The organism is Halomonas sp. ATBC28 (genome assembly GCF_005937175.1).
Lineage (GTDB): Bacteria > Pseudomonadota > Gammaproteobacteria > Pseudomonadales > Halomonadaceae > Vreelandella > Vreelandella titanicae.
This window is the reverse complement of the sequence record NZ_VCQL01000001.1, coordinates 237,646-254,966: the sequence shown is the minus strand read 5'-3', so window position 1 is coordinate 254,966 and position 17,321 is coordinate 237,646. Positions and strand designations below refer to the sequence as shown.

Below are 17,321 nucleotides of genomic sequence, written 5' to 3'. Positions count from 1 at the left end.
TTAAGTTGTTGATTATCACGATCTTTCAATCACCAGCATGTTTCACTTATTATTAACAAAAACAAAATTCAAACAAAATCAACAGCATAGATGAAAAAACCAAATAAATAGTAAAAAATAATACTTTTTAATTGGATTGACGTTGACACTTTTCATCCCATGAACCAATACTTACTTAGACCACTAAAGTAGTGCGTCGCCTTGCATATAAATGATCTTTAACTTATGCCTATATTAGGGAGAAAATACCATGAGCGATACTCTGACAGCTGAACTGATGACAAGCGCGCCGCTGAAATTCAGCTATTCAATCACCCCAGAAGTATCTATCGACACCACCGTGAGCGGTGATTCCCGTCAGAACGCAACAGTATCGATTATTTATGGATCGATGACGCTATGGTCGGGCACCATGACTCAGTTTGCTCCAGAGATTACAACCCCTTTCGAAATTAAGGCAGGCTCTATCACCATCGAAGAAGGCGGCACCTTTACGCTGACGATACCAACATCAATGCAGAACGGGGCGGTAGCGGCAAACTTAAAGATCAAGACGGCCACGAGTACAGTGCCTTTCAACGCCCTTGTTGCGAGCTGGCCGCTTTCCTCAGCGAATTAATCCTAACCACAACGCCTACGCTTTGGCTCAAATGCCAGAGCGTAGTCTTTGCGCAGTCTCTGCGTAGCGCTGTCGTCACCTTGGCGCACGGACTGGGTTTATCGACCTATGATCGGATCTGCAGTCATGACGCAAGCCGAAAAACTGCTGAATGGGCGTCCTCGTGCACTCAGCACAGATGAGGTGATTGAATTTTTCAACGCCCTAGCCCCGTATCAAGCCACCGCGGGGCCTCTCACCATTGAAGCAAAAGTCGCCCCTGGTATGGGCCAGGTCGTTGTTAAGCTAGCACTGGCTGGCCGAGAAATGGGCAAGCGCCTGCTCGGTTATACGGAGCCGGAGCTGATCCTGAATCTCGCCAACGATGAAGCCACTGCAACGGGAAAAATCAAGCTTGAGCTTAAGGCCGCGCCGCATTTCTCTTCTTTGGAGGCCGACGTCAGCGCCACGCAGTCGGGGCAAACTTTTTGCTTTAAAGGCGATATCGCTTCTTGGCAGGCCAAAGGTCTGCCGGTAGTCGGCCACTATGTTACCCAGCTCGACGCTACTCTCACCGCCAATACCACTGTGCGGGGAGTCTCCGCCAACACGGCAAATTTCGAATTCCTCTTCCAAGGCAGCGCGGTTGCCGCCATGACGACGACCCAACTCGCACCGGTGCAGGTCTACCCGGATGAGATCAGCGCCGGCAACCTACACATAGCCAAGGGCGCGAAGATCACCCTGGCTGTGCCAACCGAGATAGGGCCCGGCATGCTGTTCCTGCAATGTTTCTTTAAGACCGCCACCACCCCGGAAACACAGGTCTCAGCCTCGGTGGCTAACATCGCCTGGCCTCAAGTCGCCGCCCCTCAAAGGGTGTCCGATGAAGCGCGCGAAGGAGATCCGCATGACTGATGAGCCATTTTTTGCCCAAGACTTCACTAGCGCGCTCTATACGCTAAAACCAACTAGAGAGACAGTTGGATGGGTTGGCTTTATTTACCGCGGCGATAGCAGTCCCCCTGCCACCTTGGGCTTGCCGGAAGCCTTCAACGCGGGCTATTTCCTATTTTCGACCGACTCGCCACCGCTAAAAAACAAAGCTGAAGCTGAGACCTTTATCACTGCCGTACAGGAGTGGCTGAATGACAAGTTCGGCATCGGTAATCCGCAACGCTTTACCGGATCAGCGGTGTTGTGGATGCCCGACACGGCAACGCCGACATTTGGAGCGCCAAACGAGACCACAATCACATTTTTCCAGGGCCTCAGCACCACTTCCACAGCCAGCAATTACAATTTACATTTCGGCCAACTTACCCTATCGATCCCTCGCCAAGTCACGCTAACGATGCGAGACGAAGGGCTGCTATTCCGGCAATCCGGAGCGCAGCAGATTGCATTTAACACAGACGATGGCTTCGGCGCACCGGAGGCCGAGAGCGATCTGGTCATTCCATTTCAGGGAGATCTCGCTGGCTGTCTAACCGTTAAGGGATTAATGACACGGACAAATAAGTGGAGTCCGATCAGCTATTTCGAGACGGGCTTTCACTATCTCTATGCTGATGGCAAGGGCGCTGAACAGCGGCAAATATATCCATTATTCGAGGTTACCAAGGAACTGCCCGCGCTCAGCTTTTCCGCCGCACTCGACCCCCTGGATAAGCTAAATACTGGCGCACTCTCTGACCCCAGCATTGGCCTTTACCGTAGCCTGTTTGGCTTTGCCGACGGTACCGATATCGCCAGCTGGTTTCGTGATAAACATGGCAACCCGGTCGGGCTGGTGGCACAAGGTGGTTACGGTGAAGATGACTTACCCGTGAGAAACTGCGGGGCGCTGGTATTCCAAACTCGGGATAGAGCTAATGGCCCATTTGCAAAGGTCTATTTCGCGCCAGCCGGCGACTATGCTCTCAGCACTAACGGAAGTGGCCTGGTACTGCCTGGACTGTTCGGTTCGGAGCTGCTCCAAATCACCCCCTACAAGGCCGGAGCCTCCTACGACCGGGTACAGTTCCAACCCAATTGCTCAGCCTACGCGCCGGTTTTCCCCTTCCCCAGTGCCAGTCTCGACGATCCGGGCGCGGCCGTGCCCAAGCAGCGGCTCATCACAGACTACACCACTAGCCATGGCGCTATTATCAATGGCCCGAGAGGTGCAGCAGCCTATCTAGCGCAGCCACAAGGCAGCCCGCTATATGCTCCGGGTGCAAGTGCTAAAGCAGGCACCCTTGCGGTACTTCCACCGCTGCCAACCCCGTCGCCAATCGCTCAGCCAGCGAATGCAAAGTTACTGCTGCCCTTCGCACCTTATGCCGGGCTGACCAAGGACAACGACGGTTTCCCTGACGACCTGGTCGGTACTTTCGAAAGCCAGATTCTGAGTGCAGAGCGCAAAGCCCTACTAGGGGTGTCCAGTATCCGCGCCGTGGTCGAGCTTAGGGCGGCGAAGGACAACAGCGCAATACCGAACACCCACGATGTGACACATCAATCGACTACCCCCCAGGGGCTTTACGCCGAGATCGCCACAGCCTCAGCGGGAGGGGCCGAGGCGCTCTACCAGAAGATATTTTTGGCCAAGTCGAACGCGAAGAAGCCAGCAACCGACGAAGTAGATTTTGGCTTTATCGAGCCCGATGCCGATTTACAGAACCTTTTCCAAACCAACCAACTGTTGGCCGTCATCGTCAATCCAAAGCACCTTGGTGAACCTTCTCCAGCCAATGCCACCGCTATCTTTGAGCGTGATGTGGTCATCGCAGATTGGGGCATGACGGCAGCGGTTGGCGATAGCCTCAATACTACCGCCTACAGCAATATCCTGATTCTAAAATACTGCGATGGGGCATTGACCGAAAGGGTCAAAAATCCTAATCAGTGGGTCGGAGTGGATGACTTCTCGCTAACTGGACAGGGGGATGCCGCTACTGCACTGGCTGGGCTTTCGTCCTATCTGCAAACCTATCTAAACGAAGGAATCAAAGAGGCAGAAGAAAGGAGCAACACGCTTTACGCTAACTTCGCCCGGATTGTGCAGGATCCAAACTGGCAAGGCTTTATCGTCCTCAAGGCAAAGGTGGATCCATCAGGCTTTCCCGACCAAATCAAGGGACTAACGGCAGGCATCGATTTTTCTCGCTTCGAAGCGCATCACTTCGGCGCAACTGCCAGCCGGGTGAGCGTCGACGGCACCCAGGTGACCATGCAGGTGCCAAGCAGCCTGTTCGGCCTGATCGATTATCAACTGCCCCAGTACCAAGCTTATGTTGCTGCGGGTGGCAATCCGGAGATGCCCCAGGCGCTCGCTACCCAAGGTGACTTTGGCTTCACCGTGCTGCAGCTGCAGACGCTGTTCGAGAATGCCGCGCAGACTGACTTTCGTAGCCGTATTCAGCTCACCATGAATCAGTTGTTTATGTCGCCGGTTACCAAAGGTTACGGCTCAATTGGTAAACTGCCTGCGACGGCGGTGGTGCTACGTGGCAGCTACCAGCGCCAAGGGGCAACTCCCGTCTATGTGTTCGAACAAAACAACACCAATGTGTTCGAGCTGAACAACAGCGCATTGCCAAGCCTGGCGCTACAGCGGGTGGTATTCAATACCTTATCGACGGATAAAAGCGGCACTATCCGCAGCCGCTTTATAATGAACGGTATTTTCGAGTTCGCCCAGCTTTCAGTGGCCGACAACGATACCACTCGTCACGTCGACCTCCTCTCCTTCGGCCTGCCTGAGGGTGCCAAGGTCAACGACCCACCGAGCGGCCTCGCCTTCTCGGGCCTGGAAATCGCTATGAGCTCGCCGATTGATGCGCCCAATGCGGTGACCTTTACCTTTGAGACCGAACGGCTCGGGTTGGATGCGGGTGCTAGCAAGGCGCGCGACCATAGCCTGTTCAAGGATCTTGCCCTCAGCGTCTCAGGCTTTATCGCCGGTGCGGAAGACAAGCGGCCAATCGACTTTGGCTACCTTCCCGTGGGCATTGAGCCGAAAGTTCAGGCAATCTCCGGCCCCTGGTACGGCATCAGCTATACGGTAAGTATGGGTACGCCGGGAGCTCTAGTCTCCGCTGCCGGTTTCTCCTCAAAGATGCTACTGGCCTGGGCGCCGAGCTCGGGCAAGGGTGCGGCGGCCCCTGCGGTCTTCGTCGGTCTGCAACTGCCGGGCGCAGCGCCCGGTGCCAAGCTTCTCTCCATTCAGGGAGTCATGAAGCTTTCCATCGATAGCTTACTGCTGCGTCAGGAGGCCATAACCGCTGACCAACGGGCTTTCGTATTGCGGCTCAACAATATCGCACTCTCCTTCCTCGGGTTGGCGAAGTTGCCCTCCAGCCCAATTAACTTCTTCCTATTCGGTGACCCAACAGGCAGCGGTGCCTTGGGGTGGTACGCCGCCTATATCGACAAGGATGCGGCTCAGAAAAAATTGTTGGCTCCAGCAAAGCAAATAGGCCACGCACCTGATCAGCCGCAGGACAAGGAGACATCGTCATGACCCGGGTAATGGTTTGGAATATTGATCAGTTCGACATCACCAAGCTGCAAGCAATCGGCTTTAACGATGATCCGATCTACGGTGTGAAACCATTTGAAATGTCCCTGGGCCATCAATCCTATATCTCGTCAAACCTCATGCCAATTCATCCGGGCGGAATCGCTATAGCGCCGGACATTTTGGTAATTCTAGAAGTTTCAACCCTCCATCAACCCCAAAACAACATCCCTGGGTTGCTTGACGATGGTTTGGGTGGGCAAGGCGCAACCGATCTTCTGGATATCATTCGCGGGGCAACTGGAAACAACCACTGGATGCTGGTGCCGCCCCTACAGACGGGCGTCTCTGACTCCGTTGCAGTCTACTACGACAGTACCCATTTGGCTTTCGCTGGCCCTAGGATCTGGCCTGGAGCGCAGGGCCCAGCCGTAGATCCGAACCAAATTCCGGCTCCAGCCACTGCGGCCTACCCGGGTATGTTTGCTGGCGTGCTACCCAACCGGCAAGTTCCTGCCACACTGCCAAACGCGGGTGCTCAGGAAGATATCTGCGCCGCGAATACAACATTCCACGTAGCCCCTGGCTATCCAAATGCCGGAAACGTGGTCAATTTTGGAAATAACCGCACGCCCTATCAAGTCTCATTCGGGGAACTGGACGGCACCGGTACAGTTATCCGTCAAATTGATTTATTCGCTGTACATGGCCCCGCCAACAAGGGGCGTGCACGCACTTTCATTCAGCAGCTTTCGCAGCTAGCTGAAGTTGCCGTAGCTCCAACGGCGAACCAAGTTAAAGTTGTGCTTGGCGACTTCAATCTAAATTTGACAGAGAACATTCAAAATGCGGCCCAGCACCAACTTCAGCAAGAAGCTTCCTATGTCAACCTGACCGGTCTTGGCTATCAAATGGCGCTCACAGTCCCCGCCCCCGTACCCTACGACCCAACCGATCCGCAAACCTTTAGCGGTTACACAGGTTATTTCGCCACCCACATGCGCACCCTAGCCCAAGCAACCTATTGGTATGTAAGCAATACGGCGGACTTTTATCCTGGATACGGCATCATCGGGTCAGGTTCTTCATCGGTTCGCGACTATTCCTACGACAATATCTTGGTTCGTTTCGGCATGACCGCTGGCGGCCCGATGGGTGAAGTCAGCGTAATGAACGGCATTGTGCCGCAGCCCTTTGCACAGGTTAATCCGCCGCCGCACAACGCTCCAGCAGGCTTTTACACTTGGCCCGTACAGATGGCAGATCAGCGCTACGCTAACCCGCCTGATCGGATCATCGACCAGACCCGTAACGAGGCCAGCGATCAAGCCATTCTTAGGCAGTGGAACAACTACGGCCGCATTATATCCACCTCCGACCACATGGCGCTGATCGCGACGATTTAGGAGCTCCCCCATGGCTGATCCAACTCCGATCCAAAAGCTGCGCGACGCCTTCGCCAATGCGCCAGACGGCCCAGTGATTCTCAACGACACCTTCTGGGTCAACGCCGGATTGGTGCCACCGGAGAACTTTACGGCTGACATAAAAGCTGCCTTCCGACTTAGCGACGATACCAACGGGTTGGAGATCACCTACAGCCGCGCCTCGGTCAGCGAAGTAACCAGCGGGAGCTTCTCTATCCCGGAGGTCTCCCTGACTTTCCTTAACGCGCCGACCAGTCAGACTTATATCATAGGCAAGGATAACGACAGCGATACACCGATTCTCGGTATCGATGTCGCGCCACAAGAATGGCAGTTGAAGGATTTCTTCACCGCTATGAGTGGCTACCCCTACAGCGTATTGGAGCAGATCGAACAACGGTTTTTCTATACCACGGCGGAACAGTCCTTAGACTTCAACGGGGCATCGGTACCCATGGCCACGGGCCAGAACCTGTATGGCAACTTTGTGGTGCCCAGCACGGTCAAGCTTATCCTCGACCTGATCCAGGGCCTGCCGAACCCGTCCGACCTAGTGCTATCGGGACCAGTCAGGCTTAGTTCGGCTGATCTTAAAAACACCTTCGTTCCAGAAATGGATGTCTCAGCTGGCATTCCTTCGGCAGGCGACCTCAAGCTGTTTTTCATTGATGTGTCACTGCCCCGCATCGGCTTTGTCGTCAAAACAGTGGAAGGCGAGCTGCCGGCAGAAGAAGGGGAAGCTGCCGAAAAGACCTACAACCAGAATCCGCAATATTTTGTCGAAGCCGTCGTCACGCTGCAGTCCGTCGACGAGGGGACAGAGATTCCTGTGCTGCTGCGTAGCCTGATTCCCAAAGCCGCCGAATCACCGTCAGGAACCAGCGCCCGTTACAGTTACGCCTTCTCGATTGCGGCTGCCGACAGTGACAAGCCGATTACGCCGAGCGCAGTCATCGCGCTGATGGCCGGCCAGAGCTATTTCCGCTCGGTGCCGCCGGTACTGCAGGAATATCTCGCCAGCGTGCAAATGCAGGGCTTTCAGATTGCCGGACCAGCCAGCCCGACAATGGGGGTGACGAGCCTCGCCGCCCAGCTTGGTTCGGTACAGGGCAAACCGATTCCGCTGTTCATTGATCCAACATCCGGCGAGCAATTCGAGATCCAAGCATTCTCGTTCAACTGGCGTATGCAGATGGCGGGCGATAAACCCAGCAAGACCTTCGCCAATTTTTCCGCCCTCTTTACGTTATTCCCCGACATTTTCCGCCAGAAGGATGGCTCGCCGGGTGGTGAATTCCGCATTCAGATCGACCAGGATCTTAATTTTAACGGCAACTTCGATGGCAAGGCGTCCATGAATGACGTCCTGATGGGTGTCACCGGCGGCGCCATCGGTATGCCACAAGGCGTAGAAGTAGAATTTTCCGATATTATTATCGCCGTTCAGACCAGTGAAAAAGCCTACCAGTTAGGCTTTACCGTAGATGCCTCGCTGGACGTGCCTTTTATCCAGACACCGGATGGGCAGAAGCTGGTCGAAATCAGCAACATGGCCTTTAAACTCGGCGCCAGCACACCGAACCGCACGGATAATCAAAAGGGGGCGACCGTCTACACCGGTTCCATCGACGGCCAGGTTAAGGTTGGGCCGCTCTCTGCTTCTATGCGCGTCGACTACGACGGTACTGCACAACCGCCGGTCTGGAGTCTCGACACTGCTCTTTTGGAGCCGGTCTCAATCAGCGATTTGCTGAGGCAATTTTTTGATGCCTACCAACTGCCAGATTTTATCCCCGGTGATCTGACCGTCGAGGCATTTGCACTGAATGCAGAAATCCCAGTGGTCTCTTCCAATCCCAAAGACAACAAGGCTAGCACTGCGCTTATTCGTCCAGCCAGGCATGTGGCGGGCCGCCACCTGGGCGCTGGCTGGACAAGCCCCGTGCGCCCGGTCGGGGCACTGACCAATGCCCAGTATCGTGCAGCGCTTCCCATACTTGCCGAAAAGCAGCAGCAATCGTCTTACAAAATCTCTGGAAAACTTAGCTGGAACTTCCAACTGACCCCAGACTTCCCGGTGGCAACGCTGGCAGACATCGGCTTGCAATATGATGGCAACCGTCAGGCGGGAACGGAGTTTTCCGGCCAGATCATTGGCACCATTACCCTCGACACCATCGGCGCCACGGTCGAGATCGGCTACCGTTTCGGCCCAGCCAAAAATGATGTCCAGAGCCTTGTGATGCCAATGACCCAGGCAATGCGTGACGCCGTCGCGGCCGAACAGTACAGTCAAGTACTGTGGATGGCTTGGAAGGGCTTTCGCGCCGAATATTCATTCACTGAAGAGACCATCACCTTCTCGATGAACGGCTGGACCGTCGGCGGTCTCGTTACGGCGCTGATGGAGATGTTGGGCGATCCCTATTTCACCCTGTCGAGCCCCTGGGATATGCTCAATACGATCTCACTCGATGGGCTGTCGATCAGCTTTGATCTGAAGAGTGGCGTCAAAAACCGGATTAGCGCTCATTATAAGCTACCATCATCGATCAACCTGGGCTTCCTTACTGTCCATGGTCTCGTCTTCCGCCAGGTCGACGGCAAGACCACACTGGTGATCGATGGTAAGACGCAGATCCCCGGTCTTGAGAATGAACCGCTGTTTAACAAAGAGAGCGAAGGACAGGACGTCAAGAACATGCCGGATGTTCCCGGGCGCGGGAACAGCTACTTCCATCTTTACATGATGGCACTCGGTCAGCGGGTGGCCATCTATGACCCGGGTGCTTTCGATTCCACCAAAGCCGTGATTAAAGCACTGGCAGATATTCCGCCCTCCGACGGCCCTGGTATACCGTTCGATCCGAGCCAGCAAAAGAGTGGACAGCCCTACTACAACCCCTCCTCTAACTGGTTGGCAGCGCTCCACTTCGGTGTGCTTAAGATTCCGGCCACGAACACCTATTCGGTTGATATGCAGATCGTCTTTAACGATCCCAATCTTTACGGCCTGCGCATTGCTCTCAACGGGGAAAAGGTCAAGGTCTTAGATGGTCTTGAGATCGACGTTCTCTACAAACGTATCACCGACGATATCGGGCTTTATCAAATTGAATTCACGCTGCCAGGGGTTCTGCGTAACCTCGATTTTGGCGCCTTTAAGGTCACCCTGCCAGTTATCGGCATCCAGATCTACACCAATGGTGATTTCCTAATCGACTTCGGTTTCCCGAAAAATATGGACTTCAGCCGATCTTTCAGAGTTGAAGCAATCATCTATGGTGTTCCGGTGTTGGGTTCTGCTGGCTTTTATTTCGGCAAGCTGTCCAACGCTACCGCACCGAACCTACCGGTAACGACGAGAGGTACCTTCCACCCGGTCATCGTCTTCGGCTTCGGTGCAGAAATTGGTCTCGGGCGCTCGGTTGAGTACGGCATTCTGAAGGCCGGTTTCTCAATCACTATCTTCGGCATCATTGAGGGCACGCTTGCGGCCTGGCACCCCTATCAACTAACCCACCCCTATCAACTAACCCGCTCCAGCAGCTCAAACGAGGTGCAGGGTGACTATTATTTCAAGCTGACAGGCACCTTCGGATTAATCGGCCGGCTCTATGGGTCGATCAACTTTGCAATTATCAAGGCTGATTTGGATATCACGGTGAAAGTGTATATCCAGATCACCTACGAAAGCTTCCGTAAGATCCCCTTGATGTTGGCCGCCGAGGTTAACGTCTCGGTCAAAGTTAAAATCGACCTCGGGCTCTTCTCTATCTCTATCAGCCTGTCATTTGCGGCTACGATTCGCGAAGAGCTGACAATTGGCAGTGATAGCCAGGCGCCATGGGACGATCCATCACGCCAACTGCCCGAGGCAGTGTTTATTGGCGTGACTGCAGATGGCGCTTATCAGCGCCAGCGTCGTTTGCCTGTGCCCCGCACGCTATTCGACTACGGCATTTATCACCGAGCTTTCCGCCTCGATGCCACGCAAGGGTTGGCGCGTATGAAGCGCCAGCAAAGCCTCACCGCAAGCCCGGACACTCTGGAGATCACCCTAGCGACCCAGATGACGGTTCTCGGTGCGGAAAATGCTGGCTACGCTCAGCAAGAAGGTGCCCTTGTAGTACTGTTCTCAATGGATGCACCAGAGCAACCCACTGAAGGTACATCCCCAGCGGGAGATGGCGCCGACACCTCCTTTGGTAAGCTCTGTGCCCAACTATTGCCATGGATCCTGCATAGCGTAACGCATGAGACCGGACTGCCACTGCCGAGCACGGCCACCGGCACCCTGTCACGTGCGGCGGTTGAGGGTATCCTGCAAACCCTGTCAGATCCTGACATTGAACCCTTCACTCCTGCACAGATTGAGGCCTTTCTGGCAGAAAACTTCACCGTGAAGATCAGTTTGCCCGACGCCAATCTAAGCGAGGAGCGACGATCGGCACTCAATGCTGGCGCTACGCTGTTCCCGGCGTTGCCATTTTTGCGCCTCAGCGTGCCGGATCCTACCCAGGACACTGGCGAAGTAACGATCGACCTAAGTGCCTATGTTAGTGCTGACACCGATTATCAGATGTTAGTACGCCAAATTTTTGCCGAAACGGCCGCCAATGTTGATAGCGAGACCGATGGCGATGGCACACAAACACTCGACCAGAGCGCTAGCCCTTCAGTGCCGATGGCAGCCACGATACTCACCGACTACATTGTCTTGCTGGCCAGGCAGCTGGTTCAGCGGGCACTCGACGTCTTCGATGACTACCCCTATCCGCTGACCGACGAGACCTCGATCAATACAATTGTAAACTGGGCGAATAATATGCTGGCTGATCAACTCAATGCCGCAGACTTGATCGCGTCCAATATGACCTATCCACTGACGGCGGGACTGACACTTAAGCTGGCGAGTATCCCATATATGGTGCAGTCGGGTGACACGCTGCAAGCCATTGCTGGCCGTTATGGCATTGAGCCGGCGAGCCTGATCACTAAGAACCGGAGCCAAAATAACCTGATCGCCTCCGGAATCACTGTCGAGCTCAACGATAAGGTCTATAACACTCAGCCCGGCGACGACTTCAATGCTATCGCCGCAGGTGTGGGCCTAACGCTCAAGGCGCTTGCTCAGGAGACGCAGCTTTACACCCAAGCAGGACTGCTCGCCGCAGCCGTACAGACTTGTGTTCCCGATGTTGCCTATACGACCAGGGATGAAGATACCATCGCGACGATCCTGGCACGCTACCATGTGCCGAAGGAAAGCTTCTTGACCGCCAGTACCATGGCCAAAGCGAATCTGTTCCGAACCGACACGGATCTAGCCTTCGCCGTACCGCGGCTCTCTGTGCTCCCCGAGGACAGCCTTTGGCCGTCCATCGTCGCCACCGGCTCACTCGGCCAAACCGCCGGCATGGCTGCGCGCTATATGTTGCACGGTATGCGGCTTCCGGTGGCACCAGGACTCACGTTACCAAAAGATTTTCTCTACGGCGCACCCTATTGGGATACTCAAACCGCTTACAGCCTCTATCAGTTGACCGGCCAGCAGGTACCACTGGCGAACCGCAGTGACGACTATACGATCACCCTTAGCCGCCCCGATACGCCAGATTACGATTGGATCAGTATTGGCAGCAGCACGTCAGCAAGTTTCGATAACATTTCCCAAGCCGGTTTGCTAACCCAGGTAGTCGATACCGCCCGCACCAATGGCTACAAGCCACGCGTCGAGGCGCTGATGATAACACCGGAGACAGAACTGGAACCGCGCAGCTATGGTATGGCGACCTATGTACCATGGAAGACCGCCGATAGCGCGGGGCTTGCAGCGGTTTGTGCGCCTCCGGCGGGACAAAGCAAAGTCGCCGACCAAGCCAGTGCGCCCCAGGCAAGCCCGATCCTTTTCGAACTGTCACCAGCGCTACAACAGATCATTGAGGCAAACCAGGCCGCGCTCGCAGCCCAGGGCTTGTCCTTCAGCGAGATGCAACCTTATCTGCCGCCGCTGATTCCGGAAGTCGGCACCACAGACCCGGCCACGCAGAAGACCGCCTTCCAACCGATTGATGACTACAGTTTCGCGACACGGATCGACTTCCGCATCAAGGCATTAGCACAAACAGCTGATCAGGCACCGCAGCGGCCTGACGCCAATGACATCGTACCGCCGGGGCCGGGGAATAGCGGCTCGCCAGCACAGGACTTCGCGCCTTATGCCTATGAGATTATTGGCCCCAACCCAGGGGAGTCGGTACTGCTGGAGCGATTACTGACCTCCATGGCAAGCATCGGCGAAGACCTTGTCAGTGGCTTGTTCCTGACCTATGCCGACATCAATAATGGCGTACCGGGGCTAACCAGCCAGGCGCCGTCTGACTTCCTGTCTTACATCGTACAGTCGAACCTTTCCACCGAGACCAACCCTCCGGCAGGTGCATTTCGTGCCAATGCCCAGTTCGCCGAGGAACCACCGACGGGGATCGCTATGGCCCCAGCGGAGTTCATCAAGCTGCTGTGGGAACTTAGTACCGTTAATTCAGGTGGTAGTTTCCTGTTCTATCAAAACCTCGTCACCGGCTCTGGGCTGCCAACGGGCTTATTCGATAACGACGGTACAGCGACGCTGACACTGGTGATCACCTTACGCCGTGATGCTGCGTTGCAATCGGCGACAAGGGTCTTCAACGCAGTGAACGCCCTAGTCACCTCGGCACCAATCGATCCAAAATCCTCGGTGGTGCAGCTAACCGGCACTTCGGCACCAGCCCCCAGCGGCGATGTCTCCGGCCTGACACTCTCCGAGATTACTGCGGCCTATGGGCTCGACTTGGCGGGTCTGGCTAAGGCCAACCCCAGGGAGACGCTCACCGCAGGTGCTCATGTCCCTATCTCCGGCCTCATTGCCCAATTGACACCGCAACAGGCGTCCACAGCCGACCCGCTACAGACGCTTGCCGACTATTACTCTGCTGGCTGCGTTCCAGGCCAAGGCGTAACCAAGGCCGACATTATGGCTTGGAATCCAGGAATTTCGGTGGCTCCCCTGTCGATTTTCCGCCTTCCACCTTTCACTTACCAGATTGGTGGTGCCCCAGGCTCGACGCTCACCGACATAGCACGCTATTTCAACACTTCATTGGCCTCATTGATTTACGGCGCGCGCAATACGGCGGGGCTCTTTGGAGATGTGGTTAACATCGACCCTCTAGCCTTAGCGGCCAAACCCAACCTTGGTCTCGGTAATGCTGGCTTCAGTCTACAACGCGAGCGCGGTGCGATACCGCAGCTCCCGGAAAACCCGACAACAGCAGACCTGAAAACCTATACCCAAGACACGTTACTGCAACTTTATCAGTTGCTCAGTGCGCAGATCGTCGCTACGCCCTATTTCGATGCCAGTCAGATGGGAGCCTCCTTCGGCCCGAAGGATCCACCGGCCGAACCGAGTTCTACGCCACGCTCGCGGATTTTAAAGCGACAAGCGCTGGCAGAGGATACGCCTTATCACTACAGCCAGACCCTCGGCTTCACCGGTAAGGCATTGACCAATGCCGTACCGGGCGATACCAGCCTGCTTGATCCTTCTGGCAATCCTTACCTTGGTATCGGAACGCCGCTAACGTTGGCGCTAGACTGGCTAGACCTGTTCGGCAATCGGATCCCCAACCCCTTTAACACGGTTGAGCAGGAAACAACCCCGCCTTATGGCACCCTGGGGACAATGCTAACCTGTTCCGATGCGCTGATTCCTATCGATGCCTGGCCCTCGACTACCCGGGCCTATACTTACTCCGGCGACGCTGGAGCGCCCCAACTTAGCGTCGAACTGGTATTCGACCCGACGCCTTATGAGCCAGATACCCAACTCAGCCGCGCAAGTGACCTGCATATAGTCCGTGCTGGAGACACACTACCAGTATGGCAACGCACCGCTCGCTGTGATCTCTCCCAACTGACGCGGGTCTACTTTCAACTTATCCAGGACTATACATCACTCGGGATGATGGGGTTGGACGGCCCGGTGGTCACCATGGCCTTCGAAAATTCGCTGATGGCCGAGAAGACCCAACCGCTGACGTCAGCCGAACGTGAACAGATCCTAGCCTATCTGAGCGCGGCGATTACCTATCTGACCGCACGTGCGGATGGTCACACGGCAACGCCACCTGACAAAACGACGATTACCCGCAGCATCGACCTCAACGAGATCGACACCACGGCAGACATTCATCAGCTTGAACTCGGCCTCAGCTTTACCCGACAGGCCGAATGGGTAGCACCTAACCTGCGCACCGTGCGTGGAGGATTGCGAGCGGTCTCCAACATTCCCGCCAATGGGCTTATCGAACTGCCGCAGCCAAACCTCAAGGCAACGGACGAGACTCAAACCTATCCAGTGGCACTGACCGAGTTCGCACTGCGTTTTGAAAAGACCTTCCAGACTGAGAACTGGCAGATGCGAGTCGGTACAGGTTCACCTGACCCAAGTACGTCCAGCACCAGTAACGGCTCGACCGTCTGGGCGGTGCGCATGGCCAAGCCAGATGCAGCAACGCCGGCAGGTATCGGCTACAAGATTGGCAACACGGCGAGCTATTTTGCACCGTTACCTATCGCGTCGAACTTGGTCACCATCGAGGTCGACTTGCGCCCTTACGAAACAGGCACGCCCTATCCAGCTTCCGATTCAGGCACACTCACCACCTTCACCAGCGTTGATCCAAATGTTTGGCTGGAGGAGGTGTTAACAGCGGTCGATGATGTACTGGCAGCGTCCTTTTCAACGCCGCTCTACCAGCTCGACCGGCTACTCGGTTTGACCGACGAGCCCGAGACCAAGCAAGATGGCCTGCCCATCGAGCCCGAAAAAACGGGGTATCTGTGGCGCCTGCTTGAGCACAAGAAGGCCCTTGCTCACGCCATTTCATCAACCGCCACCTCGGTACTTGTTGGCGGTGACGACAGCTTGCAACCGGCTGCAATTGAGAAACTAAAACAGGCTCTTTTGAACCGGCTCAGCAGCGCAAACTCGCTGACGGCAGTGGCGGTTCTACCAGTAACGGGTACTTCATACGCCCCTCCGCTGGGACGCGCCGATGTGCCACCGCGCTTGTTCGGCCAACCCAGTGCAACACTGACAGGAGCCAGCACAGAGCTACCTAACGACAACTTCTCCCTAACCACCGGCAAGATCCCGCTGACCCAGGGTGAAGACACCAGCACTCTGGCCTTTCTTGCCACCTCCCGGTCAGCCGACTCAGAGAGCTATGTAGAGTTGAAACTCGATTACACCCTCACCCACATTGAGTATGACATCCGCGGCGTCGCAGGGATCGAAAACTACGAACAGTCGAACTGGATCTCTCTGCTCACCGGGCCGATCACCACACCCATTAAACCTGCCAAGGGCGATAGCTTTTCCATTCCGGTAGCGTTACGTGCCTTGCCACAACCCGCTACGGTTGAAGTGCAGACCGGCATCCCGAGTATGGCTACGCCGCAAAGCCCAGCCGAACTCAAATCCTGGCGCTACGACTTCACGTATCTGCTACAGCAGGCGGCCCAGGATTCAGTCATGGCCGATGTCGTCTTTAACCAAGATGCCAGCATCTCCGACGATGATCTGGTAGGCGCAAGCAAGGATAAGGCACTTTTCGATGCCCTGGCCCAATTTGTAGCGATTTATCCAGCGGTAGCGCGCGATCTGGAGTCCTACCTGCGGCCAGTCAGCGGCAAGACTTCTGCCGCGGATCCATCGGTCGCCTTAGCCAAGGACGCCATTGCGGCCTTCGAAGCCGTGACGTCGAATGTCGCCACGGCCTACGATGAGTGGGCCAGGGGCAAACTGACCGCCCAGTTCGCCAAGGCCGCACCGCGCGTTGAATACACCTTCGAGATACTGCTGACACCTTCCGACGAAGGCCACGCCCAGGTCGAGATCATTCCGCAGCGTTTTGAGATCAGCCAGGAGAGCAAAGACAATTTCCTCTCCCTGGCCCAAGTACTTATCAACTCGCAGAGCTACGAGCCACACGAAATCCACAGCACGCCCGCAACGGGAGCCGTAGTGTGGCAGTACAAGCGACGCGAAGGGGCAAACCCAGACCTGCCCGAATGGCTTGCCTACGAAACCGCCCGCACCGACTCCGAACGTCAGGTCGGCTTCAACGACCTCGACCTGTTCGCATTGCAAAGCGGGTGGGCTTCAATCCAAGTCATGCGCAACCGACATCTGTCACCAGACCTTGATGTTAAAACCACGCCAGCGTTCGAATTCACCACAGCACCGGCGAAATTCGCCAACCCTCTGGTACCACTGATCAGTATTCCGAACTACACCCTGGACGGGGATACTCCGCGCACAGTGACCCAATGGCTTGAGCCTTTTTTCAATCAACTGCTCGCGCCGCTACCCCAAGTACCTATTCAGGAGCCGTTACTGGTACGGATTGAGACCACCTACCGCTACAATCTGGTTGGCGAACAACATATCCCAGACACGGTCTTGCCGCTGTCGCTTTTGGCGCCAACCTCGACCGAAGGAAAGACCGACCCGAGTTTCATCGCTACGGTCGGAGACTATGCTCAAAGCTGGTTCAACGACACAAAGCCACTAGTCAACGCAAGCGCTGGTTTCAGCTTCGATATTACCGTTTTCTCAGCGGCCAGCAGCGCTAGCCTGCCATTGTTGAGAATTTCTAACCTATCGCTGGCAGCAAGCCTCGTGAAACCCAACAAATGATTAACGGCACACAGATAAAAGTTGGCTAGCCCTTCCGCAAGC

5 protein-coding genes are annotated in these 17,321 nt (G+C 55.5%); all 5 read left to right on the top strand.

The features are described 5' to 3' along the window. Nucleotides 1-250 precede the first annotated feature (250 nt). The 5 genes from E0L35_RS01110 (at nucleotide 251) to E0L35_RS01090 (ending at nucleotide 17,279) form a co-directional block, all read left to right on the top strand. Nucleotides 251-619, top strand: a complete 369-nt coding sequence (locus E0L35_RS01110) for a hypothetical protein (protein ID WP_022521864.1) — start codon at nucleotides 251-253, stop codon at nucleotides 617-619. A 126-nt stretch (nucleotides 620-745) separates the two neighbouring features. Further along, the gene (locus E0L35_RS01105; RefSeq protein WP_138799355.1) at nucleotides 746-1,516 is read left to right on the top strand and encodes a hypothetical protein; all 771 of its coding nucleotides are present in this window, start codon (nucleotides 746-748) and stop codon (nucleotides 1,514-1,516) included. Next, nucleotides 1,509-5,105: a hypothetical protein gene (locus tag E0L35_RS01100; RefSeq protein WP_138799354.1), complete on the top strand. Its 3,597-nt coding sequence runs from the start codon at nucleotides 1,509-1,511 to the stop codon at nucleotides 5,103-5,105. Before E0L35_RS01105 ends, E0L35_RS01100 begins: the two co-directional genes overlap by 8 nt. Continuing rightward, nucleotides 5,102-6,508 (top strand): hypothetical protein, encoded by a 1,407-nt coding sequence (locus E0L35_RS01095; protein WP_022521861.1) that lies wholly within the window; start codon nucleotides 5,102-5,104, stop codon nucleotides 6,506-6,508. The genes E0L35_RS01100 and E0L35_RS01095 overlap by 4 nt, the downstream gene beginning before the upstream one ends. Before the next feature lie 10 nt (nucleotides 6,509-6,518). Beyond that, nucleotides 6,519-17,279: a LysM peptidoglycan-binding domain-containing protein gene (locus E0L35_RS01090; protein WP_138799353.1), complete on the top strand. Its 10,761-nt coding sequence runs from the start codon at nucleotides 6,519-6,521 to the stop codon at nucleotides 17,277-17,279. Nucleotides 17,280-17,321 lie beyond the last annotated feature (42 nt).